We start from the raw sequence: 21,879 nt of genomic DNA, 5'->3' as shown, positions 1-21,879 counted from the left end.
GGCAAGATATCACTGATTTTCTGCGCTTTTTACTGCAGTTCGTGCCTGAATATCCATCTGTTGTTGCCTAGCAGCAACAGCTTAAATTAAGGTTTCCCTAGGGTCATTATGAACCGAGCGGGAAGCGCAGCAGCCGGTCGGCGACGGGGACCAGCGCCATGGCATCCGGGCCCATGACGCGCCGAATCTCGCCATGCCCCGCATCCAGACCCCCGGTCAGCGCGCCCAGGGCAGGCAGAATGAGCTTATTTCGGGAGCCGACGAAGCAGCGGCGGGATACGTGCCGTCCGCGCAGGGAGAGGCGCAGCTTGGGATGGAAATGACCCGATATTTCCGGCTGCTCGTCTGCAGGGTCGGCTTCGTGCCGCAACCGGATGCCCTCGACCTGCCATTCCGCGCAGCGCCGCCCGCCCGGCGTCTCGGCCATGGCGACATCGTGATTGCCGGTGATCCAGACCCAATCGAGCCGGGCGGTCAGCGCAGAAAGCCTGTCGCGCGTCCGGGCATCGAGCCGCGCGGCGCCGTCGGCGTCGTGAAAACTGTCCCCCAGCGACCAGACCGCCCGCGCACCCGTGCGTTCGACCAGCATTTCGATCATGTCGAGCGTCGCCTGGCTGTCATGCGGCGGCAAAAATTGTCCGAAACGGGCAAACCAGCTCGCTTTTTCGAAATGCAGGTCCGCCACCAGCAAGGCGCCATGCGTGGGCCAGAACAAGGCTGCCTCGGGCAATGCCAGAAACTGGTGACCTGCGAACGAAAGGGGAACCATGGCCCGGCTATGCGCCCTTGCCCCCCGGCTTTCAAGAGGGCAGCCGATGCTTTATGGGCGCGGCATGGACTCACCCTTCACCATCGCCGCGCTCTACCGCTTCACCAACTTTTCCGATCCGCAGGCGATTGCGGCCGATCTGCGGGTCATTTGCGCAGAGCTTCTGACGTGCGGCACGCTGATCGTGGCGGGGGAAGGGATCAACGGCACGGTGGCCGGCAGCGGGGCTGCGATCGCGGCGCTGGTCGCGCATATCCGCGCCCTGCCGGGTTGCGCCGATCTCGACGTCAAATATGCCGGCGCGTCCGGCGCCCCCTTTGCCCGGATGAAGGTGAAGGTGAAGCGGGAGATCGTGACCCTGGGCGCGGGCGACCTCGATCCCGCCAACCAGGCCGGCACCTATCTGGATCCTGCCCAATGGAACGAACTGATCGCCGATCCCGACACGGTCATCATCGACACGCGCAACGCCTATGAGGTGTCGGTGGGCAGCTTCGAAGGTGCGATCGATCCGGGAACGCGGTCCTTTCGCGAATTTCCCGCCTGGTTCGACGGCTTTGCCGCAGGACTGCGCGAACAGGGGCGGCGACCGCGCATCGCCATGTTCTGCACCGGCGGCATCCGTTGCGAGAAGTCGACCGCGCTGGTCCGCGAACGCGGCTTCGATGAGGTCTACCATCTTCGCGGCGGCATATTGCGCTATCTGGAGGAAATGCCTGAGGCGGAGAGCCGTTGGCAGGGCGACTGCTATGTGTTCGACGAACGGGTCGCGGTGGGCCATGGTCTGAAGCCCGGCGACTACAGCACTTGCCGCAATTGCGGCCTGCCCCATCCACGTGATGCCGCGCATGATTGCCCGGCGGATGCATCGGGCGCCTGGCCCCACAGACGTTAGACTGGCGTTTCGACCAGCTCCACGATCTCGAACGCATAGCCTTTCCAGCCGCGCATCCTGGCGCCGTCCTGCGCGGCGGTCCTCTTCTTCTTGGCTTCGGCCAGCGAGCGGGCGTGGCCCCAAAAGACCTCGGTCCTGCCATTTTCCAGCTCGGCGACGATCCGCCAATAATGGGTAAAGGGATCCGCGGTCGGCCCAATGGTCTTCACATAGCCGTCCGCCATGGTTGCCGTCAGATAGCGTTTCCTGCGGGCCATGCCTTATCCCACGAAACGATGCAGGGCCGAACCATGGACTCGCAGCCAGACGCGGGCGGGCCGGGGATCCACGCCCAATATCCTCTGATGGGCCTCATGGAAGGCCGGGCTGTGATCCATGTGCAGCAGATGGGCCAGTTCATGCGCGACGGTGGCGCGCCGCACATCGGGCGGGCAGAGGATCAGCCGCCAGCTATAGCGGATCGCCCCGCTGGAGGCGCAGCTCGCCCAACGGCTGCGCGGATCGCCGATCCCGACCGAGGCCACGATCAGGCCATTGTCTCGCGCCATGGCATGGCTTTCGGTTTCCAGCACCGCTCTGGCACGGCTCTTCAGCCAGCGCAGCACCCGCGCGCCCACCGACTCCGCCGCGCCGCCCAGCAGTAGCCGGTCGCCCTCGATACGGATCGTTCGCGATGCACCCTCGACCCAGCAGATGCGGACCTCCCGTCCTTCCAATGGAAAAACAGCGCCGTCAGCCAGCTTCACCAGCCCCGGCCGCGCCGCCATCTGGGACCGCACCCAGCCCTCATGCTCCTGCGCCCATCCCAGGGCGCGCTTCAAATTGGCGCGGACCGGCAGCGAGAGGCGCAACTCGCCGCGCGCATGGTCGAGCGACAGGCGATAGGCCTTGGCCCGCGCCGAACGGCGGACCCGCACCGGAACCGCGATGCCATCGACGACAAGGACTGTGTCGGGATCGGCCGTCATTCAGCGCAGGCCGATCCTAGAGTTCCCGGTCCACAAGATGATTCTCCCAGTCCCCGGCATCGGCCTCGGCCACCGTCCATCCCCGCACGGATTGCTGCGCGCGGTGCACGGCTTCCCGGTCCCCGCAGATCAGATAATGCCATGGCGGCAGCGGCCGGCCCTCGCCGCGCAACCGGTAGGCGCAGGTGCGCGGCAGCCAGCTGATCGTCTTCACCTTGTGCGGCGTCAGGCGCACGCAATCGGGCACGAAGCGGCGGCGTTCTTTGTAATTGGTGCACTGCCCGCTGTGCCGGTCGAGCAGGCGGCAGGCGACATTGGTGGGGTAGATATGCCCCGTATCCTCATCCTCGGCCTTGTGCAGGCAGCATTTGCCGCACCCGTCGCACAGGGCTTCCCATTCGGCGCGGTCCAGCTTGTCGAGGGGTTTTTCCCAGAAATCCAACCGTCACTTCACCCATTTTTCGAGAAATGCGGTGACCTTTTGCGGATCGCCCTCATCCTCGCCCGGCGTTCCCGGATCGTCCACCGGCACCAGCGCGACCGGCGCGCCATCCGTCCCGAAAAGATAGGGCGTCCGGCTGTGGCTGACCAGATAGCCGCTCGCCCCCTGTGCCTTTTCCTTGTTGTAGAGCACGACGAAATCCTTGGCCACCTTGGCGATCTCGTCAGGCGTGCCGGTGAGGCCGATCAGGCGGGGATGGAAGGCCGCGACGTAGCTTTTGAGGACGGCGGGCGTGTCCCGTTCCGGATCGACGCTGACGAAGATCGGCTGGACCCTGGCGGCGAGCGCGGGCTTCTCCCTCTCGAACCGGGCAAAGCCCTGCATGATGCGCTGCAGGTCGAGCGGGCAGACATCGGGGCAGAAAGTATAGCCGAAATAGACAAGCCGGTACTTGCCCTTGAAATCGTCCCAGCGGACTTTCCTGCCATCCTGATCCGTCAGGGCGAAGGGCGCGCCGATCCGCGCGCCGTGCAGATCGCCCGGCACATTCTCCTCGCCGCTTGATGCATTGCCGCCCGCGCCCATATTGCAGGCAGCCAGCAAGGCGGCGAACGGCAGGGCGAGCGAAATCAGCGCTTTGTTCATGGCGCGGCCAGCCATGCCCTGCTATGGCCCGATTTGCAAATCCCAACGGGGCTTTCGACGACTATGACGAGACGTTTTCCGGCTTTGGCCGCTTTGGCGCTGGCACTGCTGCCGGTCGCGGCGCAGGCGCAGTTTTCGGACAATTACAACTTTCTGAAGGCGGTGAAGGATGCCGACGGCCAGAAAGTGACCGACATGATCCAGAAACCGGGATCGACCGTCATCAACAGCCGCGATATCACCACGGGCGACACCGCGCTGCATCTGGTCGTGCAGCGGCGCGACAATACATGGCTGACCTTCCTGCTGGCCAAGGGCGCCAATCCGAACCTGACCGACAATAACGGCAACACGCCGTTGATGGATGCCGTGCAGGCGCGGTTCGAGGAAGGCGTGCGCAGCCTGCTCACCTATAATGCGCAGGTCGATAAGCCCAATGGCAGCGGTGAAACGCCGCTGATCCGCGCGGTGCAGTTGCGGGATGTGGGGCTGGTCCGCCTGCTGGTGGCGCAGGGCGCCAATGCCGACAAGCGCGACAGCATCGCGGGCATGTCGGCGCGGGACTATGCGCAGCGGGATTCGCGCACGCCCGGACTGGTCGAGGCCCTGAACGCGGCAAAGACCCAGGCCGCGCCCAAGGGACCGGTGCAGGGACCGACATTCTGATCCGACGGACGGAAACCGGGTGACACAAGTGACACGATGACAGCACCGGAAAGTGCGGTCTATGCCCCGATTTCCTGTTTCAAGGAGCCGTCATCCGTCTAGCGCAGACGCTGCCCTGTAGGACAGCGAAAATGCGCTGGCGATTGGCTGCCATTCGAAATCCATACCCCCGAATCGGGTCCGGGGTGACGAGAATTTCGACGGTGGGAGCCCATCTCCGGTTTTCTGTCTTCGCATCCTTTCAAGCGCAAAACCGGTTCCCACTCTTGCGCAGGATGCTCTACCATCCCAGCTCCGCGGCATGGTCCGGATCGGCAAGTGCCGTCAGCCGCCGCGCCGCGCGCCGGGCGAAGCGCAGCGTTTCCGCCTTTCGCCGCGCCGCCGCCAACGGCTCCATCGGTGCGGGGCGGACCAGTTCGGCGTCATATTGATCCGCCACGATCAAACCCGTCCGTCCCGGCCACAGCGCCTCGCTGTCGAACAGCGACAGGTCGAAGCCTGACGGCACCGCCCAGAAATAGCGGTCGCAATAATCGAAATAATCCGGCCATTTCATGTCGCCCAGCAGGTCCGCGCGGCTGCACTTGATCTCGACGATGGTGATCCGCCCCGCCCCGTCCAGCGCCATGATGTCGGCGCGGCGGCCGTTGGGCAGCGGCACTTCCAATATGCCGCTCATGTCATGGCGGAAGAACAGGCGGAGCGTACCCCGCGCCACGGCCAGCGCGGTGCCGTCAGTCAGCGGCGAACAGCTATCGGAAAGATCGGACGTCATGCGCCGATTTAGAACAAGTCGGGAACAAAAAGAAAGAGCCGATTGGAAGCTGTCCCTCCATCCGGCTCTTTCGATCCCGATCCCCGGCCTCTCGCGCTCGCGCGCGACGAAGGCTCAGCGATAAAAGACGTGATTGTCGATCGCGGCGAGCTGATGCTTGCCCCAGCCCGGCGAGACTCGGCGGGCATGGAAATACAGGGCGCCTTCCGCCTTGCTGTCCCAACTGTCGTCCACCGCGATCTGGGCGATGGCGACGGCTTCGCGCCAGCTTTCGCTGCCGGTGCGGATCGAGGGCATGCCGCCGCCGCGCACGAAGCTGAACTGGCCCGGCTGGTAGACGACGCCGCACAGGCTGCTGGCGAAGCGGCCGGACCTGGCGCGGTTGATGATGACGCGGGCAACGGCGAGCTGGCCTTCCAGGCTTTCGCCCTTGGATTCGAAATAGACGGCGCCGGCCAGGCACTTCATGTCGCCGGACACATCTTCGGGCACGCTCTGCGCATCCACGAGGGCGGCGAGATTATCCGCCTTCACATCCTCGCTGCCGGAAAGGGGAGCCAGCGGCTGCACGACTTCGCGCGGCGCGGCGAAAGTGACGGCGGGCTTCACGCCGGCCGGAGCTGCATTCAGCTCGGTGGTCCCCGGAAGGGACAGGACCGACGGAGCGGCTGGCGAAGCGCTCGACATGTCGGCCGCAGTGACCGCCGCGGTGGCGGACAGGGCAAATGCTGCGATGATCGCAGCCTTCAGACGAAAACTCATTACGGCTCAAAATCGTGCGGTTCTTGGCCGAGGACGTCAAAAAAACCCCAAAAACACCGACGTCCGGCCGCCCCCCGTCTGCGTGTTTACCGCATCCGCCCCCCATGGACGAAACCGGCAACCTGCGCGTTGAAAGCGTCGGAGGCCTGTGCCCGCGCGTGGAAAATGAGTCAACGATTAACAGATCGTTTCAGCGGCGAACCGTTCCGCATCCGCGATATCAAGCTCCACGACCCACAGATCGGGGTCCGACCGGCGCCGACGCTCTATATATTGGGCCATGGACTCCGCGCCCTTTTCCGGGTCGGGACCGCAGCGGACCAGGCTGTAGCCGCCCGCCCAGTCGGAAACGCGTTCCAGAAGGCACATTTCCCGCCCTCTTTCAAGCGCTTGAATGAGAATCACGCCGCTGATGTCGTCGCCCCTCACCAGCACTGTGGCAAAACCGCCCGCGGCCGCGCTGCGCCGCACCAGAACGCCGACCAGCATGGCGCTGGTCAGCCGGTCAGCCGGCATAGCCCGGCAGCGAGGATAGCGGGAATTGCGATCGCATGAAGGTGCCGGTGCCGCGTCCCACCTCCTCGCCTTCGCTGTCGATCAGGCTGGCCTCGGCGACATAGACGCGCCGCTTGCCGCTGATCCAGCGTCCCTCGGCCCGGATCCGGCCAGGCCCGATCGGACGGGTGAACAGCAGGTTGAAGCTGGTGGTGAGCAGGAACCGGTCGCTGACCAGGCTGTTCGCGGCGTAGAAGGCGGCATCGTCCAGCATCTTGAAATAGACGGTGCCGTGCACGGCGCCAGCGGCATGGAACTGCGTCTCGTCGACGTCGAATTGGATGATCGACCGCCCCTCTTCCGGGATGGTGAGTTCCGACCGGAACAGCCGGTTGATCGGCGCCGACAGATAGAGTTTCTCCAGCGCGCGGAAATGCGCCGCCTCGCCGCTGGGCGAAGAGGCGCTGTCAGGCCGCGTCACGCGCCCCGCCACCGGTCAGCAGGGCATGGAGCGCCGCGGTCGACTTGGCGCCGCGCAGACGGGCCACCTGCCCCTCGTCGCGCAGATAGCGCGACACCCGCGCCAGCGTCTTCAGATGCTCGGCGCCGCTGTCGACGGGCGACAGCAGGGCAAAGACGACATCCACCGGCGCTTCGTCCACCGCGTCGAACGGCACCGCCGGATCGACCAGCACGACCACGCCGCACATTTTCTGCAGGTCGGGAATCTTGGCATGGGGAATGGCGACGCCGCTGCCGAATCCGGTCGAACCCAGCTTTTCGCGTTCGGTGAGCGCCTCCGCCACCAGATCGGCGTCAAGGCCATAGGCCTGCGCGGCAAGCCCGGCAACCTTCTGAAACAACTGCTTCTTGCCGTTCACGGACAAGCCTGTGGCAAGCGCTTCGGGTGCAACGATGTCGTTGAAATGAACCATGCCAAATCCCAGCCGAGCCGCGCCCAGCTTCGGAAAATTGACGCAATGCCCGGATCTTTAAAGCCCGGCCCCATAGGCCGCCTGTCGACCAAGGTCAACCGGCGGCCGGGAAAGCCCTGTCAGCGCAGCCGGGGTTCGACCCAGCCGATGGTCCCGTCATGACGGCGATAGACCATGTTATAGGCGGCCGTGCCGGCATTGACGAACAGCAGCGCATTGGTGTTGCGCAGGTCGAGCATCATCACCGCGTCGGACACGCTGGCTTCGGGGATGTCCACGCGGGTTTCGGCCACGATCAGCGGCGCTTCGGCCGGTTCCTCCTCATCGTCGATCGAAGCGAAGATGGTGTAGCCCGCCCCGTCAAGCGCATCCAGGCCATAGCCGTTGGACCGGTTGGCTTCAGCCGCTGCCGCCTGCATGCTGCGGTCCTTCAGGCGGCGCATGTAGCGGCGAAGCTGCTTTTCGATCTTGTCGGCCGCGCCTTCGAAGGCGGGGTGCGCCTCCTGCGCCTCGCCCGCACCTTTCAGGATCAGGCCGGTCATCACATGGCAGACGATGTCGCAATGAAAGGCCCCGTGCGGCGCTGGCCGGAAGGTGACCTGGGCGGAAAGGGTTCGGGAAAAATATTTCTCGGCCATGGCCTCCAGCCGGGTGGTGACATGCTCCTTGAGAGCGTCGCCCGTGTCGACCTGATGCCCGGAAACACGAATATCCATATGCCTTCTCCTTGTTCTGCCCGGACCGCGGACGACGGTCCGGCTGGCATGGGGCCTGAAGGCAGTTGCGTCATGGTCAGATGACGGCTGTTTCAGGCCTCCTCGAGCCAGAGCGGCTTATCCAGCGTCGCGACGAACGCCGCATGCCGCTCCAGCTCCTCCGCGCTGGCCATGAAGACGCGCGCGGGACGTACAGGGCGAACCGCGACTTTGGCCGCGAGTTCCACCCCAACTTCCTGTTTTCCTTCCTCCTGTGCAAGACCAAGGCCGATCTGACGGCCGCCGGTCAGTTCGATATAGAGCTGGGCCAGCAATTCGGCGTCGAGCAGCGCGCCATGCTTGATGCGATGGCTGCGGTCGATGCCGTAGCGGGTGCAGAGCGCGTCGAGGCTGTGCTTGGCGCCGGGATGAAGCTGCCGCGCGATGGCGACGGTGTCGATCATCCGGTCCATCGACACTTCGGGCAGGCCGCAAAGCTTCAGCTCGTGATTGAGGAATCCGAAGTCGAAGCGCGCATTGTGCGCGACCAGATGGCTGTCCTCCAGAAAGGCCAGCAATTCCTCTACCCCGTGCGAAAAGAGCGGCTTGTCCCTGAGGAAGACGTCCGACAGGCCGTGAATCGCCTCCGCCGCGGCGGGCATGGCGCGCTGCGGGTTGTAATAGGCATGGAAGCTACGCCCCGTCGGCACCCGGTTCAGGAGTTCTATACACCCGATTTCGACCAGCCGATCGCCGGAGGCGGGGTCGAATCCAGTCGTTTCGGTGTCGAAAATAATCTCGCGCATCGCCCTCTTCAACGACTCTGGCCGGACACCTCTTATCGGACTCTCTTCGCGCCAAGGCAAGCGACCAAGCGGCGAACCTGGGAACGGGTCTCGGCGAAGGTGGTGCCCGTGTGGACGATATAATCCGCCCGGCGCCGCTTTTCGGCATCGGGTGTTTGCAGATGGACGATGCGGCGGAATTTCGCGGCGGTCATGCCGGGCCGGGCCAGGACTCGCTTGCGCTGTTTCCAGGCCGGGGCGGTCACGACGATCACGCCCGCCAATTTGCGGTAGCCGCGCGTCTCGAACAGCAGCGGAATGTCGAGGACGACGAATGTCCGGGACCGGTTGCGGCGCAGGAAACGCTTGCGGCTCTGCTGCACGGCGGGATGGACGATGGCCTCCAGCGCCTTCAATTCCTGCGGGTGGCCGAACACCGCGGCGCCCAGCTTCGCGCGGTCGACGCCCTGCGGTCCGGTGGTGCCGGGAAAGCGGGCCTCGATCGCGGGCAGAAGGGCACCGCCTGGCCCCTGCAGCCGGTGCACTTCGGCATCGGCATCGAACAGCGGCACCCCCTCCCGCCGCAACATCGCCGCGACGGCCGACTTGCCCATGCCGATGGAACCGGTGAGACCGTAGATTTTCATGGGCATCAGGCAGCCATCAGCAGGGCGCGCAATTCCTCGTCCCGGTCGCGCGGCGCATCGGCATCGAAGAAAATGTCGAAGGCCAGCGCCGCCTGCCCGATCAGCATCTCCAGGCCGTCGAGGGTCTTGAGCCCCCTGCCCCGCGCGTTTTTCAGCAGCTGCGTCTCCAGCGGGGCATAGACGATGTCATAGACGGTCGCGTCGGCGGGCAGCGGCGCCAGGTCGAGATCCAGCGCCGGCTGGCCCACCATGCCGAGCGAGCTGGTGTTGACCAGCAGATCGGCCGGGGGAAGCGCATCGCCCATGCCGATCACCCGGCCCTTCACACCTGCCCGGTCCAGCAACGCCTGTCCCCTGCCCGCGTCGCGCGCCATCACGCTGATGTCGGGCACGCCCAGGCTGGTGAGCGCGAACAATATCGCCCGGGCCGCGCCGCCCGCGCCGACCAGGACCGCGCTCTGCCCCTTCCACTTGTCGCGCAGGAGGGGCTGGAGGAAACCGCCCGCATCGGTGTTGGTGCCGATCAGCGGGCCGCCGGTTTCGCTGGCGATGGTGTTCATCGCCCCGATCCGTTCGCGCACGCCGCCCGGATCGTCGGTATAGTCCATCACCGCGATCTTGTGCGGAATGGTGACGTTGCACCCCAGCCAGTCGGGATCAGCCCTGCGCGCGAGGAAATAGGCGGACAGCCCCTCGGCGGTGACATGGGTCTTCCGGTATTCCGCCTCGATCCCCAGCGCATCCAGCCAGAAATTGTGGATCAGCGGCGATTTGCTGTGCGCGATCGGATCGCCGATCACTTCTGCATAGGGGAGCTTGTCGGTCATGACGCCAGAACGCCCCGCACGCGCAGAAAGTCAAGCAGAGGCAGCAGGGGCAGGCCCTGAATCGCGAACTGGCTGCCTTCGACCTTCGCGAAGAGCTGCGCCCCCGGCCCCTCGATCCGGTAACAGCCGACGCACCAGCGGCATTGATCCCAATCGCCATCCAGATAGGCGGCGATGAAGGCTTCCGACAAAGGCCGCACCGTCATCCGCACCCGTTCGATATGGCGCCAGATCGCTTCGCCGTTGAGCGCGATCACCGCCGCGCTGTGGAGATGATGCACCTTGCCGGACAGCAGGGCGAGGATGTGCCCGGCATCGGCGCGGTCGACCGCCTTGTCGATCATCGTGCCGTCTTCCAGGCTGAGAGTCTGGTCGCAGCCCAGTACCAGCCCGCCCGGCACCCGCCGCGACACGCGCAATGCCTTCAGTTCGGCCAGCGCGTCGGCCAGTTGCCGTGCATTCAGTCCGTCGGCCCGCAGCGCTTCCTTCGCGGCCTCCTCGTCGACGCCGGGCGAGAGCGCCTCGAACGGCACCTGCGCCGCCTCCAGCAGCGCCCGGCGGCTCGCGCTCTGCGATGCCAGGACGATCATATCTCTACGCTCCTTCCGCCAGCACGCGGTCGTTGAACAGGTTGATGATGGCGGCGGCCGCCTCCTCGATCGAGCGGCGGGTCATGTCGATCACCGGCCAGCCATTGTCGGCGAACATGCGCCGGGCAAAGGCCAGTTCCTCCTGCACCCTGTCGAGGTCGACATAGCTGGTTTCCGGCGCCTGGTTGAGCGACAGGAGGCGGTTGCGGCGAATCTGCACCAGCCGTTCCGGACTGACGGTCAGGCCGACCACCATCGGATGCTTGAGCGAATAGAGGCTGCGCGGCGGCGGCGACTGGATCACCAGCGGGATGTTGGCGGTCTTGTAGCCGCGATTGGCGAGATAGATGGAGGTGGGCGTCTTGGACGCGCGCGACACGCCCGCCAGCACGATATCGGCCTCCTCCCAATTTTCATGGCCGACGCCGTCATCATGGGCGATGGTGAACTGGATCGCCTCGATCCGGGCGAAATAGGCCTCGTCCAATATATGCTTGCGGCCCGGCCGGTTGCGCGTTTCCTGTCCCAATATGTTGGACAGCGCATCGGTCACGCTGTCGAGCGCGGCGACATGCGGCAGGCCCAGCGCCCGGCAGCGCGTTTCCAGGCGCCGGCGCAATTGATGATTGGACAGGGTGAACAGGACCAGCCCCGGATTGGCGGCAATCTCCTCCATGATGCGGTCGAGATGGACATCCGACCGCACCATCGGCCAGAAATGGCGCACCGCCTCGACATTCTCGAACGCGCCGATCGCCGCCTTGGCGATGTTCTCCAGCGTTTCGCCGGTCGAGTCCGAAAGGAGATGGAGATGGATGCGCGACATGGAAGAATATCTCTGTGGGGAGGCTGTGGATAAATCAAGGCATAGGTTGCGGACGAAATCAGCCCCCTGTCCCACTCCCCGATTCCGGGATTCTTTTCCACAGCCCTCCAACAGTCGAATTTTTCCATCCACAAGCTGTGGATAAGGGGGATAAGCGGTCTGACTCGGACGGGAATCTGCGCACCGATGGAGTCAAGTTGTTGGCAAATCCGGGCACAGCGCATAAACCCCGCTGCCAAGCGCCCTACTCACTCCATCATCCTTTTGAATCATAATAAGAGATAATATGACGGGACCAGATGCCGGCCTTCCCAACGGCCCAAGCCTTAAGCCGCTTCTGTCGGTCCTGAAAGGCGAGCGCCTGTCGCCGCCGCCGCTGTGGCTGATGCGCCAGGCCGGGCGTTACCTGCCCGAATATCGGGAATTGCGCGCGCGGAAGGGCGGGTTCCTGGAACTGGTCTATGACAGCGCGGCGGCGGCGGAGGTGACGCTCCAGCCGCTGCGCCGGTTCGGCTTCGACGGCGCCATCCTCTTTTCCGACATATTGATCGTGCCCTATGCCATGGGACAGGATCTCTGGTTCGAGGCGGGGGAAGGCCCGCGCCTGGCGCCGGTCCTGGCGGAAACCCCCCTGGATGCCCTCAAACCCGATTTCAGCCGCTTCGAGGCGGTCTATGAGACGGTCCGGCAGGTCAGGGCGGCGCTGGACCCGCATGTGACCTTCCTGGGCTTTGCAGGCAGCCCCTGGACCATCGCGACCTATATGGTGGCGGGGCAGGGCAGCAAGGATCAGGGCGCGGCCCGCCGCCTCGCCTACAGCCAACCCGAACGCTTCGCGGCGATCATCGATGCGATCATCGATGCGACGGTGGTCTATCTGAGCGGCCAGATCGAGGCGGGGGTGGAGGCGATCCAGCTGTTCGACAGCTGGGCGGGCAGCCTCGCGCCGCTGCAGTTCGAACGCTGGGTGATCGAACCCAACCGGCGGATCGTGGAGAAGCTGAAGGCGATCCATCCCGCCATTCCGCTGATCGGCTTTCCCAAGGGCGCGGCCGAGAAGCTGGCCGATTATGCTGCCGGCACCGGCGTCGATGCGGTGGGGGTCGATGAGAGCGTCGATCCGCACTGGGCCGACCGCGCGCTGCCGCCGGGCCTGCCGGTGCAGGGCAATCTCGACCCGCTGGCGCTGATCGCCGGGGGCAGGGCGGTGGAAGAGGCCGTGGACAATATCCGCGCCGCCTTTGCCGGGCGCCCGCATATCTTCAACCTCGGGCATGGCATATTGCCCGATACGCCGATCGCGCATGTCGAGGCGCTGATCCGCCATCTGCGTCAGCCGGAGAGCCGATGATGCCTTATCTGGGAGCCGCCTATTTGTGGGTCAAAGCCGCGCACGTCATCTTCGTGATCTTCCTGATGGCGGGGCTGTTCATGATGCCGCGCTTCTTCGTCTATCACCAGCAATGCCCGGTGGGATCGGATGAGGACAGGAAGTGGATCGAGCGGGAAAAGCGGCTGCTGAGCATCATACTCAACCCGTCGATCATTCTGGTCTGGGTCTTCGGCCTGATGCTGATGGTGGAGATCGGCGCCTGGCATTTCGGCTGGTTCCACATCAAGCTGCTCTTCGTGCTGGGCCTGTCGGGCTATCATGGCTGGATCGCGGGTTACACGAAAAAGCTCGCCAGCGGGCAACGTCCGCTTTCGGAAAGGCAGTTGCGCCTGCTCAACGAGATACCGGGAATCGCCGCCGCGGTCATCGTCATCGCGGTCATCGTCAAACCCTTCTGATCCCCATCCCCGGCGCCTGTGCCGGGCTGACGGTCAGGCGCCCCGATCGACCGCGATATTGTCGATCAGGCGCGTGCGGCCCAGCTTCGCCGCGCCCAGCAGGCGGGCCGGTCGATCCAGCACCGTCATCGGCTCCAGCGTCACCGCGTCGCACAGCGTCACATAGTCGATCGGGTCGAAACCATGCGCCGCCAGCATGGCGATCGCCTTGGCGGTCGCCGCGTCGACGGTCGCGCCCTTTTCCATCTGCCGGGCCGCCTCGCCCAGCGCGCGCGGCAGGGCCAGCGCATCCTTGCGCTCATCCCCGGTCAGATAGGCGTTGCGCGAGGACAGGGCCAGACCGTCCTCCGCCCGCTGCGTCGGCACGCCGATGATCTCGATCGGCATGTCGAGGTCGCGCACCATCTGCCGGATCACGGCGAGCTGCTGATAATCCTTCTCGCCGAAGAGCGCGACGTGGGGCTGGACCTGGTTGAACAATTTGGTCACGACGGTGGCGACGCCGTCGAAATGGCCGGGCCGCGCTGCGCCGTCCAGCCCTTCGGTCACGCCGGACAGCGAGATGTTGGTGGCATAGCCCGCAGGATACATGACCTCCACCGTGGGCGCCCAGAGAATGTCGACTCCAGCCGATTGCAGCATCTGCGCGTCCTTGGCCTCGCGCCGGGGATAGGCGTCCAGATCCTCGTTCACCCCGAACTGGCGGGGATTGACGAAGATCGACACCGCCACATGCCCCGCATGGCGGCGCGCTTCCTCCACAAGTGCCATATGCCCTTCATGCAGGGCGCCCATGGTGGGCACCAGGGCCAGCGGTTTTCCGTCGCTTTTCAACGCCGCGACGGCAGCGCGGAGGGAAGGGAGATCACGGAGGGTTTGCACGAGAAGAGTGGCTCCGATAAGGGCATCAACAGGGGTTTATCCTGCTAAGGCACGGCCGGTCCTGACGGTCAACCGACAATGCGACAATCAACGGGGTTATCAAGGTCCGATGGCGAACGCCCACACGCACCATATCGTCTTTGCCAATGAAAAAGGCGGAACGGGGAAGTCCACCACCGCCGTGCATACGGCCATCGCGCTGACGGTGCTGGGTCACAAGGTCGGCATGATCGATCTCGACCCGCGCCAGCGGACCATCACCCGCTACATGGAAAATCGCGCCGAAACCGCGCGCCGCCGCGGCATCGACCTGCCGACTCCGGATTTCGCCGTGTTCCAGGGCGACAGCGTCGGGGCGCTGGAGGAACAGGCCGCGACCCTGGCCGAGGGCAAGGATTTCCTGGTCGTCGACACGCCCGGCCGCGACGATGATTTCGCCCGCCACATGGCCGCCCGCGCCCATACGCTGGTGACGCCGATGAACGACAGCTTCGTCGATTTCGACCTGATCGGGCAGGTGGACGCCGAAACCTTCAAGGTGAAGCGGCTTTCCTTCTATTCCGAACTGATTTTCGAGGCGCGCAAGACCCGCGCCAAGGCCGATGGCGTGACGATCGACTGGGTGGTGCTGCGCAACCGCGTCCAGCATCATGACGCGCGCAACAAGAAGCGGGTGGGCGATGCGCTGGTCGAACTGTCCCGCCGCGTGGGATTCCGCGTGATTCCAGGACTTTCGGAACGCGTCATCTTCCGCGAGCTGTTCCCTTCGGGCCTCACCTTGCTGGACAAGGGGCATCTGGGCGAACTGGGCGTCAGCCATATCGCCGCCCGGCAGGAATTGCGCGAGATGGTGTCGGGCCTCGCCCTCCCCGTGCGCGACGAGGTCCAGCCGCTGGATATGCTCGGCGCGGCCTGATGGGTCTGCTTGCCCTTTTGCTGATCGGGCTGGCGGCCTGGCTGATCTGGACGGGACGGCTGCAACGCATGAGTGCAAAGGATGGCATGGCGCTGGGCGCCGCAATGGTGGGCGCGGTGATGGCGGCAAAGGGCAGGCCCATGATCGGCGCGCCGCTCCTGCTGGGGGCGACGCTGTTCTTCTTCGCCCGCAGCCAGCCCGCCGGAAAGCGCAGGAAGCGCGCGAATCCTTCGCCGGCGCCCGCATCGCAGGATATCATCGCCGCCCGCAAGCTGCTGGGCGTCGGGGCGGATGCGGACGCGCGCGCGATTCGCGCCGCGCATCGCCGCCTGATCGCCTCGGTCCATCCCGACAAGGGTGGCACCGAAGCGCTGGCGGCCCAGATCAACGCCGCGCGCGATCTGCTGATCGGGGACGCAGCGCAGCGCCATTGACGCAAGGAGAGGATGCCGTGGCCCACCGCTTTCATCCCACGCTGCTGCGCGAATATGACATGCGCGGCGTCGTGGGCGAAACGTTGGGCGAGGCGGATGCCTATGCCGTCGGGCGCGGTTTCGGCACGCTGGTCAGGCGGTCGGGCGGATCAAGGGTCGCGGTCGGCATGGACGGACGGCTGACCTCCCCCATGCTGGAAAAGGCGGTGGTCAGGGGCCTTCGCGAATCCGGCGCCGACGCCGTCCGCATCGGCATCGGCCCTACGCCCATGCTCTATTATGCCGAGGCGGTGCTGAACGTCGATGGCGGCATTCAGGTAACCGGCAGCCATAATCCCGCCGATCACAACGGCTTCAAGCTGGTATTTCAGCACCGCGCCTTTTTTGGCGAGGATATCCAGCGCCTGGCCGGCATGGCGGCGGCGGGCGACTGGACCAACGGATCGGGCGGGCAGGACAGGGTCGCCATCATGGACCGCTATGCAGCGCGGTTGGCCGAGGGGTTCGACGGCGCGGCCTGGCGCATCGGCTGGGACGCGGGCAACGGCGCGGCCGGTCCGGTCGTGGAGAAGCTGGTCAAGCTCCTGCCGGGCGAGCATCACATGCTGTTCACCCAGATAGACGGCCATTTTCCCCATCATCACCCCGATCCCACTGTCGAGGCGAATCTGGAGGAGCTGAAAAGGCTCGTCGTCTCCAACAAGCTCGATTTCGGTGTGGCTTTCGACGGCGATGGCGACCGGATCGGCGTGGTCGACGGCAAGGGACGGGTGATCTGGGGCGATCAGCTTCTGGGCATCTTCGCCGAACTGGTGCTGCAGACCTATGCCGGGGCCACGATCGTGGCGGATGTGAAGGCCAGCCAGGCCCTGTTCGACCGGATCGCGGCGCTGGGTGGCAAGCCCTGCATGTGGAAGACCGGGCATAGCCTCATCAAGTCCAAAATGAAGGAAATAGGTGCGCCGCTGGGTGGGGAGATGACCGGCCATATCGTCTTCGCGGACGATTATTATGGCTTTGATGACGGGCTTTATGCGGCGGTGCGGCTCATCCGGGGGCTGACGCGCCTGGGCCGCAGCGTGACGGCGCTGCGCGATGCCATGCCCGCCCTGGCCAATACGCCCGAGATTCGCTTCCCCGTCGACCATAGCCGCAAATTCGCGGTGATCGAGGAAGTCCGCGCCCGCCTGCACGCGGTGGGCGCCGTCGTGGATGAAACCGACGGGCTGCGGGTGACGGAACCGGCGGGCTGGTGGCTGCTGCGAGCCTCCAACACGCAGGATGCGCTGGTCGTGCGGGCGGAGGCGACCGATTCGGAATCCCTTGCCGGTTTGATGGCGGCCGTCGATTCCCACCTGGCTGATTCGGGGGTGATTCGCGCGTGATTCGGTCCAGAAAAAGACCTACAAATGACAGCGCAGGACAAAATCGTGATACCGTTATCAAAAAAATCGGGTGCCTTTCCCTTACGGAAAGCTGGGGAAATCATGACAATTGCATGAAACGCAATCGAGGGTCAGCTTTTCGCATTTGCGGGATAGGACGCTGCACCGCAAAAGGAACGGGCCTTTCAGGCATCCTCTCCTAAAACTTTCAAGCCGTCCTTCGGGGCGGCTTTTTTTTGGATTTACGTAAACGTCATTTTCGCCTGCTTGCCGTAAGGGCGAAGCATCATTTCGCCGCATTGTCGGTTGGGAATCGCGAAATTTAGGGCTTTTCGAACGATAAATTAACCATATGGCTTATAGCTGCATGGCGTTCAGGGGACCGTTTTCGGTGAGAGCCATGCCTATAGTCGAGTTCAGGAGAGGAATTGCCATGCCGTTGCGCCGTCCCATTGCCGCCAGCCTGCTGTTGAGTGCGCTGGCAGCGCCCGTCCCCGCTTTCGCAGGCGGATTTTATCTTCAGGAACAGTCGCCCATCGAGACCGGCCGCGCTCTGGCCGGTGCAGGTGCGGCGGCCGACGATCCGTCCGCCATCTATTTCAATCCCGCGGCGATCACCCAGTTGCAGGGCATCCAGACCTCGGTCGGCGGCGTGGCGCTGATGGCGTCGGCCCATCAGTCCAATCGCGGTTCCTACCGCACCATTCCCGGTTCCACGGTCCGGGTTCCGATCGCGGGCAATTCGGGCGGAGATCCGTTCGACAAGGTCATTCCAGTGCCGAGCTTCTATATCACCGGCCAGGTCAGCGACCGGCTGTGGCTGGGCGTGGGCGTGAATGCGCCTTTCGGGTTGAAGCTCGACTATGACGACGGCTTTTTCGGCCGCTACGATTCGCTCTACACCAACCTCAAAACCTATAATATCCAGTCTTCGGCGGCCTATAAGCTCAACGACCATTTCTCGGTCGGCGGCGGCGTCGACGTGCAATATGTGAAGGCGACGCTGACCAACGCCCTGCCGCAGCTTTCGCCGCTGATCGCGACCGACGGCCTGGCCGAGCTCAAGGGCCATGACTGGTCGGTCGGCTGGAATGCGGGCCTGTTCTACACCAATGGCGACACCAATGTCGGCGTTTCCTACCGTTCGGGTATCAGCCACAAGCTGACCGGAACGCAGACGGTTTCCGGGCTTCAGAGCCTGCTGGCCAGCGGCAATGGCACATTCGCCGCCACCGCGCCGCTCGACCTGCCGGATATCGTGACGGCGGGCTTCATGCACCGCCTGACGCCCAAGCTGCGGGCCTTGATCAGCGCCCGTTGGTATAACTGGTCGCGGTTCAAGGGCATTGCCGTCACCACGGCGGCAGGCACCACGAACAAGGAACTGGACTATAAGGACAGCTACAGCGTCAGCCTGGGCGGGGAATATGATGTCAGCCCGGCACTGACCCTGCGCGCGGGCACCATGTTCGACCGCTCGCCGACCAACCGGCAGCATCTGACGACCCGCGTGCCTGATGGCGACCGTGCCTGGCTGACGGCGGGGGCGACCTACAATGTCTCGCCCGCCTTCGCCCTCAACCTCAGCTACGCGCATAATTTCGTGGAAAAGGCGAATATCATCCGTCCCGACAGCTATTATCCCTTCCCCGCGACGGTGACGGCGATCACCCTGTCGCAGACCAGCGGCAATGCGGATCAGATCGCCGCATCGTTGACGGCACGCTTCTAACTTTCACGATAAATCCCTATAGGGGGCTTCATCACCGATGGAGCCCCTTCTTCATGTCCGATCATAATCCCGGCCTGCGTCCCTGGCGCGACATCGCCCGTCGCCAATGCCGACAGATCATGGTCGGGAACGTTCCGGTCGGCGGCGGCGCCCCGGTCACGGTGCAGACCATGACCAACACGCCGACCCATGACGTGAAGGCGACGATCGACCAGATCCGCCGCTGCGAGGAGGTGGGCGTCGACATCATCCGCGTCTCCTGCCCCGACGAGGAATCGACCGCGGCCTTGAAGCAGATCGTCCGCGCCGCGCGCGTGCCGATCGTCGCCGATATCCATTTCCACTATAAGCGCGCGCTGGAAGCCGCCGATGCGGGCGCGGCCTGCCTGCGCATCAATCCGGGCAATATCGGCTCGGAAGCGCGGGTGAAGGAAGTGGTCGAGGCGGCCAAGGCGAACAATTGCTCGATCCGCATCGGGGTGAATGCGGGCAGCCTGGAGAAGGACCTGCTCGAAAAATATGGCGAACCCTGTCCCGAAGCGCTGGTCGAAAGCGCGCTCGATCATATCAAGCTGCTGCAGGACCGGGATTTCCACGAATATAAGGTGGCGGTGAAGGCCAGCGACGTCTTCCTTGCGGTCGCCGCCTATATGCAGCTCGCCGAAGCGGTCGACTGCCCGCTGCACTTGGGCATCACCGAGGCGGGCGGCCTGATCGGCGGCACGGTGAAGAGCGCGATCGGCATCGGCAATCTGCTCTGGGCCGGGATCGGCGACACGATCCGCGTCTCCCTCTCCGCCGAGCCGGAGGAGGAAGTGCGGGTCGGTTATGAAATCCTGAAATCGCTCGGCATCCGCACGCGCGGCGTCAAGGTGATCTCCTGCCCCAGTTGCGCGCGGCAGGGCTTCGACGTGATCCGCACCGTCCAGGCGCTGGAGGAACGGCTCCAGCATATCCATACGCCGCTGTCGCTGTCGGTGCTGGGCTGCGTGGTGAACGGTCCCGGCGAAGCGCGCGAAACCGATATCGGCCTGACCGGCGGCGGCGCGGGCAAGCATATGGTCTATCTTTCCGGCCTCACCGACCACACGGTGCAGGATGAAGGCATGATCGACCATATCGTCCAGCTGGTCGAAGCGAAGGCGGCGGAGATCGAGACGGCGAAGCTGGAGGCGGAAACGACCGATGCCGGGAAAGCCGAGGCAGCGGAATGACCGGCGGCACGGACAGGGCGGATAATGTCGTGATGGAGCCTTCCCGCGTCCTCCGTCCCGTGACGGCGACAGGGGCATCGGCGCTGGGCGCCGGGGCGATCGGAAGCCTGGCCCTGGGGGCACTCGCGCTGGGCGCTCTGGCCATAGGCGCGCTTGCGATCGGCCGTCTGCGCGTCGGCCGGGCGCGTATCGCCCGGCTTGAAATCGGCGAGCTGGCCGTCGGGCGCCTGAGCTGGACGAACCGCGACTGACGGCGCCGATCGACCGGCCTTCCGCATCGACAGGCGATATTGATGGGCAGCGACAGCAGCGGCATGGGTGGCGCACCGGCGAGTTCCTTTCCCCTCGCATTCGCGGTCTGCTGCGTCGGCGTCGCCCTGTTTTCGGTGATGGACGCGGCGATGAAGGGGTTGAGCCTTTCGATCGGGCTGTTCAATGCGCTGTTCTGGCGCGCCGTGGCGGGAAGCCTGCTGGGCTTTGCGCTGATGGCGCTGACCCGGCAGCGCTGGCCTACCCGGGCAGTGCTGCGCCTGCACCTGCTGCGCGGGACCGTGGTGGCGGTGATGGCCAGCCTGTTCTTCTGGGCGATCATGCGGATGCCGCTGGCCGAAGCCATCGCCCTTTCCTTCATCGCGCCGCTGATCGCGCTCTATCTCGCGGCGCTGCTGCTCAAGGAAAGGATCGGGCGGCAGGCCATCGGCGCATCGCTGCTGGGGCTGGTGGGGGTGGGCGTGATCCTCTCTGGCCGGATGCGGGGCGATTATGACCTGAACGCCCTGCTGGGTGCGGGCGCGGTGCTGCTGTCGGCGATATTGTTCGCCTGGAATCTCATCCTCCAGCGGCAGCAGGCGCAGCTCGCCTCCCCGGTCGAGGTCGCCTTCTTCCAGCATATCGTGATGCTGGCGGTGTTCGTCCTGTTTGCCGCCCTGATGCGTTGGACGCCGATCCTGCCTGCCGCCCCGTCATGGCTGCTGATCCTGCTGGCCGCGACGCTTGCCTTCACGTCGCTCGCCGCGCTCGCCTGGGCCTATGCGCGGGCGGAGGCGCAACGGCTGATTCCGGTCGAATATACCGCCTTCGTCTGGGCGGCGATCATCGGCGCCCTGGTCTTTGGCGACCGCCTCACCCTGAGCACGGTCGCGGGCGCCGGGCTGATCGTCACCGGCTGCCTGGTCGCGTCGCGTGTCCGGCCGGCGCCCGCACCCCCTATCGAACCGTCCGCCGCCTGAAAGGAAAGCCATGCCCGTCACCATCCGCGATGCCGTTCCATCCGACATCGGGACGATCCACGACTTCATCCTCGCTCTTGCCGACTATGAAAAGCTGTCGCATGAGGTGAAGGCCGATCGCGAGACGCTGGACAAATATCTCTTCGGCGCCCGTCCCATGGCCGAAGTGCTGATCGCGGAACATGAGGGCCAGGCGATCGGCTTCGCGCTTTTCTTCCACAATTTCTCGACCTTCGAGGGGCGGCCCGGCCTCTATCTGGAGGATCTGTTCGTCATTCCCGAAGCACGGGGCCTGGGCGCGGGCAAGGCGCTGCTCTCCCGCCTGGCGCAACTGGCGATCGAACGGGACTGCGCGCGGCTGGAATGGTGGGTGCTGGACTGGAATGCGCCATCCATCGCCTTCTATCGCTCGCTGGGGGCGCGAGCGATGGACGAATGGACGGTGCAGCGGGTCGATGGCGAGGCGCTCAACGCCCTCGCTTCAGCGCATCCTGCAGGCTGACGCCGATCAGGACGAGGGAAAAGGCACCTAGCGCGACGAGGACGAGGGCAGGATAAAGGTCGGCGATCATGG

The 21,879-nt window shown here is 64.9% G+C and carries 29 protein-coding genes; 12 read left to right on the top strand and 17 right to left on the bottom strand.

From position 1 onward, the window contains the following. Positions 1–106: 106 nt before the first annotated feature. Positions 107–769: a ligase-associated DNA damage response endonuclease PdeM gene (pdeM, locus tag MJ601_RS12430; protein ID WP_242126836.1), complete on the bottom strand. Its 663-nt coding sequence runs from the start codon at positions 767–769 to the stop codon at positions 107–109. Between the two features lie 46 nt (positions 770–815). Here pdeM and trhO point away from each other — a divergent pair, with 46 nt between their 5' ends. Beyond that, the gene (trhO, locus tag MJ601_RS12425; RefSeq protein ID WP_242126834.1) at positions 816–1,664 is read left to right on the top strand and encodes an oxygen-dependent tRNA uridine(34) hydroxylase TrhO; all 849 of its coding nucleotides are present in this window, start codon (positions 816–818) and stop codon (positions 1,662–1,664) included. Here the strand turns inward: trhO and MJ601_RS12420 are convergent. Genes MJ601_RS12420 through MJ601_RS12405 form a run of 4 tightly spaced genes read right to left on the bottom strand, consistent with a single transcriptional unit; the run spans position 1,661 to position 3,734 of the window. Next, positions 1,661–1,921, bottom strand: a complete 261-nt coding sequence (locus tag MJ601_RS12420) for a hypothetical protein (RefSeq protein ID WP_242126832.1) — start codon at positions 1,919–1,921, stop codon at positions 1,661–1,663. The two genes, trhO and MJ601_RS12420, sit on opposite strands and share 4 nt — an antisense overlap. 3 nt (positions 1,922–1,924) lie before the next feature. Then, the gene (locus MJ601_RS12415) at positions 1,925–2,632 is read right to left on the bottom strand and encodes a M48 family metallopeptidase (RefSeq protein ID WP_242126830.1); all 708 of its coding nucleotides are present in this window, start codon (positions 2,630–2,632) and stop codon (positions 1,925–1,927) included. A 16-nt stretch (positions 2,633–2,648) separates the two neighbouring features. Then, on the bottom strand, positions 2,649–3,074 hold the full coding sequence (locus MJ601_RS12410) for a YcgN family cysteine cluster protein (protein ID WP_242126828.1): 426 nt from the start codon (positions 3,072–3,074) through the stop codon (positions 2,649–2,651). A 3-nt stretch (positions 3,075–3,077) separates the two neighbouring features. Continuing rightward, positions 3,078–3,734 (bottom strand): SCO family protein, encoded by a 657-nt coding sequence (locus MJ601_RS12405; protein ID WP_242126826.1) that lies wholly within the window; start codon positions 3,732–3,734, stop codon positions 3,078–3,080. A gap of 48 nt (positions 3,735–3,782) precedes the next feature. Between MJ601_RS12405 and MJ601_RS12400 the strand changes: the two genes are divergently transcribed. After that, a complete protein-coding gene (locus MJ601_RS12400; RefSeq protein WP_242126825.1) occupies positions 3,783–4,385 on the top strand; it encodes an ankyrin repeat domain-containing protein in 603 nt (200 codons plus the stop codon). 280 nt (positions 4,386–4,665) lie between these two features. On the opposite strand, the gene MJ601_RS12395 is transcribed toward MJ601_RS12400, so the two are convergent. From MJ601_RS12395 to MJ601_RS12345, 11 genes are all read right to left on the bottom strand, one after another. Further along, positions 4,666–5,160: an MmcB family DNA repair protein gene (locus tag MJ601_RS12395; protein ID WP_242126823.1), complete on the bottom strand. Its 495-nt coding sequence runs from the start codon at positions 5,158–5,160 to the stop codon at positions 4,666–4,668. A 114-nt stretch (positions 5,161–5,274) separates the two neighbouring features. Continuing rightward, complete coding sequence (locus MJ601_RS12390) at positions 5,275–5,922, bottom strand: cell wall hydrolase (protein WP_242126821.1); 648 nt, start codon at positions 5,920–5,922, stop codon at positions 5,275–5,277. A gap of 177 nt (positions 5,923–6,099) precedes the next feature. Then, complete coding sequence (locus MJ601_RS12385) at positions 6,100–6,438, bottom strand: DUF1491 family protein (RefSeq protein WP_242126819.1); 339 nt, start codon at positions 6,436–6,438, stop codon at positions 6,100–6,102. Then, the gene (locus MJ601_RS12380) at positions 6,428–6,910 is read right to left on the bottom strand and encodes a PaaI family thioesterase (RefSeq protein ID WP_491572914.1); all 483 of its coding nucleotides are present in this window, start codon (positions 6,908–6,910) and stop codon (positions 6,428–6,430) included. Before MJ601_RS12380 ends, MJ601_RS12385 begins: the two co-directional genes overlap by 11 nt. Further along, positions 6,885–7,352, bottom strand: coding sequence for a PTS sugar transporter subunit IIA (locus MJ601_RS12375; RefSeq protein ID WP_242126815.1), 468 nt, complete (start codon positions 7,350–7,352; stop codon positions 6,885–6,887). Before MJ601_RS12375 ends, MJ601_RS12380 begins: the two co-directional genes overlap by 26 nt. A gap of 119 nt (positions 7,353–7,471) precedes the next feature. Beyond that, on the bottom strand, positions 7,472–8,068 hold the full coding sequence (hpf, locus tag MJ601_RS12370; RefSeq protein WP_242126813.1) for a ribosome hibernation-promoting factor, HPF/YfiA family: 597 nt from the start codon (positions 8,066–8,068) through the stop codon (positions 7,472–7,474). 92 nt (positions 8,069–8,160) lie between these two features. Beyond that, entirely contained in the window at positions 8,161–8,853 is a 693-nt protein-coding gene (gene dnaQ / locus MJ601_RS12365) for a DNA polymerase III subunit epsilon (protein WP_242126810.1), read from the bottom strand. Positions 8,854–8,885: 32 nt separating this feature from the next. Further along, positions 8,886–9,479, bottom strand: a complete 594-nt coding sequence (gene coaE / locus MJ601_RS12360; protein ID WP_242126905.1) for a dephospho-CoA kinase — start codon at positions 9,477–9,479, stop codon at positions 8,886–8,888. 5 nt (positions 9,480–9,484) lie between these two features. Then, entirely contained in the window at positions 9,485–10,306 is an 822-nt protein-coding gene (locus MJ601_RS12355; protein WP_242126808.1) for a shikimate dehydrogenase family protein, read from the bottom strand. After that, positions 10,303–10,896: a Maf family protein gene (locus tag MJ601_RS12350; RefSeq protein WP_242126806.1), complete on the bottom strand. Its 594-nt coding sequence runs from the start codon at positions 10,894–10,896 to the stop codon at positions 10,303–10,305. The genes MJ601_RS12355 and MJ601_RS12350 overlap by 4 nt, the downstream gene beginning before the upstream one ends. Positions 10,897–10,900: 4 nt before the next feature. Further along, positions 10,901–11,722, bottom strand: a complete 822-nt coding sequence (locus tag MJ601_RS12345; RefSeq protein WP_242126804.1) for a pyruvate, water dikinase regulatory protein — start codon at positions 11,720–11,722, stop codon at positions 10,901–10,903. A 286-nt stretch (positions 11,723–12,008) separates the two neighbouring features. On the opposite strand from MJ601_RS12345, the gene hemE reads away from it, so the two are divergent. Next, positions 12,009–13,073, top strand: a complete 1,065-nt coding sequence (gene hemE, locus MJ601_RS12340; RefSeq protein ID WP_242126801.1) for a uroporphyrinogen decarboxylase — start codon at positions 12,009–12,011, stop codon at positions 13,071–13,073. Then, complete coding sequence (locus MJ601_RS12335) at positions 13,073–13,513, top strand: CopD family protein (protein ID WP_242126902.1); 441 nt, start codon at positions 13,073–13,075, stop codon at positions 13,511–13,513. The genes hemE and MJ601_RS12335 overlap by 1 nt, the downstream gene beginning before the upstream one ends. 33 nt (positions 13,514–13,546) lie before the next feature. On the opposite strand, the gene panC is transcribed toward MJ601_RS12335, so the two are convergent. Then, positions 13,547–14,395, bottom strand: coding sequence for a pantoate--beta-alanine ligase (gene panC, locus MJ601_RS12330; RefSeq protein WP_242126799.1), 849 nt, complete (start codon positions 14,393–14,395; stop codon positions 13,547–13,549). Between the two features lie 109 nt (positions 14,396–14,504). On the opposite strand from panC, the gene MJ601_RS12325 reads away from it, so the two are divergent. The 8 genes from MJ601_RS12325 to MJ601_RS12290 all read left to right on the top strand — a co-directional run bounded on the left by MJ601_RS12325 (position 14,505) and on the right by MJ601_RS12290 (position 21,807). Then, positions 14,505–15,311, top strand: a complete 807-nt coding sequence (locus MJ601_RS12325) for a division plane positioning ATPase MipZ (RefSeq protein WP_242126797.1) — start codon at positions 14,505–14,507, stop codon at positions 15,309–15,311. After that, the gene (locus MJ601_RS12320) at positions 15,311–15,745 is read left to right on the top strand and encodes a molecular chaperone DnaJ (RefSeq protein WP_242126795.1); all 435 of its coding nucleotides are present in this window, start codon (positions 15,311–15,313) and stop codon (positions 15,743–15,745) included. The genes MJ601_RS12325 and MJ601_RS12320 overlap by 1 nt, the downstream gene beginning before the upstream one ends. Positions 15,746–15,762: 17 nt before the next feature. Then, complete coding sequence (gene pgmG, locus MJ601_RS12315) at positions 15,763–17,130, top strand: phosphoglucomutase/phosphomannomutase PgmG (RefSeq protein ID WP_242126793.1); 1,368 nt, start codon at positions 15,763–15,765, stop codon at positions 17,128–17,130. A gap of 433 nt (positions 17,131–17,563) precedes the next feature. After that, a complete protein-coding gene (locus MJ601_RS12310) occupies positions 17,564–18,862 on the top strand; it encodes an OmpP1/FadL family transporter (RefSeq protein ID WP_242126791.1) in 1,299 nt (432 codons plus the stop codon). Between the two features lie 53 nt (positions 18,863–18,915). Then, on the top strand, positions 18,916–20,076 hold the full coding sequence (gene ispG / locus MJ601_RS12305; protein ID WP_242126789.1) for a flavodoxin-dependent (E)-4-hydroxy-3-methylbut-2-enyl-diphosphate synthase: 1,161 nt from the start codon (positions 18,916–18,918) through the stop codon (positions 20,074–20,076). Further along, the gene (locus tag MJ601_RS12300; RefSeq protein ID WP_242126787.1) at positions 20,073–20,327 is read left to right on the top strand and encodes a hypothetical protein; all 255 of its coding nucleotides are present in this window, start codon (positions 20,073–20,075) and stop codon (positions 20,325–20,327) included. The genes ispG and MJ601_RS12300 overlap by 4 nt, the downstream gene beginning before the upstream one ends. A gap of 42 nt (positions 20,328–20,369) precedes the next feature. Beyond that, positions 20,370–21,305, top strand: a complete 936-nt coding sequence (locus MJ601_RS12295) for a DMT family transporter (protein WP_242126786.1) — start codon at positions 20,370–20,372, stop codon at positions 21,303–21,305. A 10-nt stretch (positions 21,306–21,315) separates the two neighbouring features. Then, positions 21,316–21,807, top strand: a complete 492-nt coding sequence (locus MJ601_RS12290; protein ID WP_242126784.1) for a GNAT family N-acetyltransferase — start codon at positions 21,316–21,318, stop codon at positions 21,805–21,807. Positions 21,808–21,879 lie beyond the last annotated feature (72 nt).

It is taken from the genome of Sphingobium trunci, assembly GCF_022664535.1.
Lineage (GTDB): Bacteria > Pseudomonadota > Alphaproteobacteria > Sphingomonadales > Sphingomonadaceae > Sphingobium.
This window is presented reverse-complemented; position numbering and strand designations above follow the sequence as displayed.

Excerpts from the sequence above, each read along its gene's own strand:
- pdeM (WP_242126836.1), bottom strand. The coding sequence starts at position 769 with ATGGTTCCCCTTTCGTTCGCAGGTCACCAGTTTCTGGCATTGCCCGAG.
- trhO (WP_242126834.1), top strand. The coding sequence starts at position 816 with ATGCTTTATGGGCGCGGCATGGACTCACCCTTCACCATCGCCGCGCTC.
- MJ601_RS12420 (WP_242126832.1), bottom strand. The coding sequence starts at position 1,921 with ATGGCCCGCAGGAAACGCTATCTGACGGCAACCATGGCGGACGGCTAT.
- MJ601_RS12415 (WP_242126830.1), bottom strand. The coding sequence starts at position 2,632 with ATGACGGCCGATCCCGACACAGTCCTTGTCGTCGATGGCATCGCGGTT.
- MJ601_RS12405 (WP_242126826.1), bottom strand. The coding sequence starts at position 3,734 with ATGGCTGGCCGCGCCATGAACAAAGCGCTGATTTCGCTCGCCCTGCCG.
- MJ601_RS12400 (WP_242126825.1), top strand. The coding sequence starts at position 3,783 with ATGACGAGACGTTTTCCGGCTTTGGCCGCTTTGGCGCTGGCACTGCTG.
- MJ601_RS12395 (WP_242126823.1), bottom strand. The coding sequence starts at position 5,160 with ATGACGTCCGATCTTTCCGATAGCTGTTCGCCGCTGACTGACGGCACC.
- MJ601_RS12390 (WP_242126821.1), bottom strand. The coding sequence starts at position 5,922 with ATGAGTTTTCGTCTGAAGGCTGCGATCATCGCAGCATTTGCCCTGTCC.
- MJ601_RS12385 (WP_242126819.1), bottom strand. The coding sequence starts at position 6,438 with ATGCCGGCTGACCGGCTGACCAGCGCCATGCTGGTCGGCGTTCTGGTG.
- MJ601_RS12375 (WP_242126815.1), bottom strand. The coding sequence starts at position 7,352 with ATGGTTCATTTCAACGACATCGTTGCACCCGAAGCGCTTGCCACAGGC.
- hpf (WP_242126813.1), bottom strand. The coding sequence starts at position 8,068 with ATGGATATTCGTGTTTCCGGGCATCAGGTCGACACGGGCGACGCTCTC.
- dnaQ (WP_242126810.1), bottom strand. The coding sequence starts at position 8,853 with ATGCGCGAGATTATTTTCGACACCGAAACGACTGGATTCGACCCCGCC.
- coaE (WP_242126905.1), bottom strand. The coding sequence starts at position 9,479 with ATGAAAATCTACGGTCTCACCGGTTCCATCGGCATGGGCAAGTCGGCC.
- MJ601_RS12355 (WP_242126808.1), bottom strand. The coding sequence starts at position 10,306 with ATGACCGACAAGCTCCCCTATGCAGAAGTGATCGGCGATCCGATCGCG.
- MJ601_RS12350 (WP_242126806.1), bottom strand. The coding sequence starts at position 10,896 with ATGATCGTCCTGGCATCGCAGAGCGCGAGCCGCCGGGCGCTGCTGGAG.
- MJ601_RS12345 (WP_242126804.1), bottom strand. The coding sequence starts at position 11,722 with ATGTCGCGCATCCATCTCCATCTCCTTTCGGACTCGACCGGCGAAACG.
- hemE (WP_242126801.1), top strand. The coding sequence starts at position 12,009 with ATGACGGGACCAGATGCCGGCCTTCCCAACGGCCCAAGCCTTAAGCCG.
- MJ601_RS12335 (WP_242126902.1), top strand. The coding sequence starts at position 13,073 with ATGCCTTATCTGGGAGCCGCCTATTTGTGGGTCAAAGCCGCGCACGTC.
- MJ601_RS12325 (WP_242126797.1), top strand. The coding sequence starts at position 14,505 with ATGGCGAACGCCCACACGCACCATATCGTCTTTGCCAATGAAAAAGGC.
- MJ601_RS12320 (WP_242126795.1), top strand. The coding sequence starts at position 15,311 with ATGGGTCTGCTTGCCCTTTTGCTGATCGGGCTGGCGGCCTGGCTGATC.
- MJ601_RS12310 (WP_242126791.1), top strand. The coding sequence starts at position 17,564 with ATGCCGTTGCGCCGTCCCATTGCCGCCAGCCTGCTGTTGAGTGCGCTG.
- ispG (WP_242126789.1), top strand. The coding sequence starts at position 18,916 with ATGTCCGATCATAATCCCGGCCTGCGTCCCTGGCGCGACATCGCCCGT.
- MJ601_RS12300 (WP_242126787.1), top strand. The coding sequence starts at position 20,073 with ATGACCGGCGGCACGGACAGGGCGGATAATGTCGTGATGGAGCCTTCC.
- MJ601_RS12295 (WP_242126786.1), top strand. The coding sequence starts at position 20,370 with ATGGGCAGCGACAGCAGCGGCATGGGTGGCGCACCGGCGAGTTCCTTT.
- MJ601_RS12290 (WP_242126784.1), top strand. The coding sequence starts at position 21,316 with ATGCCCGTCACCATCCGCGATGCCGTTCCATCCGACATCGGGACGATC.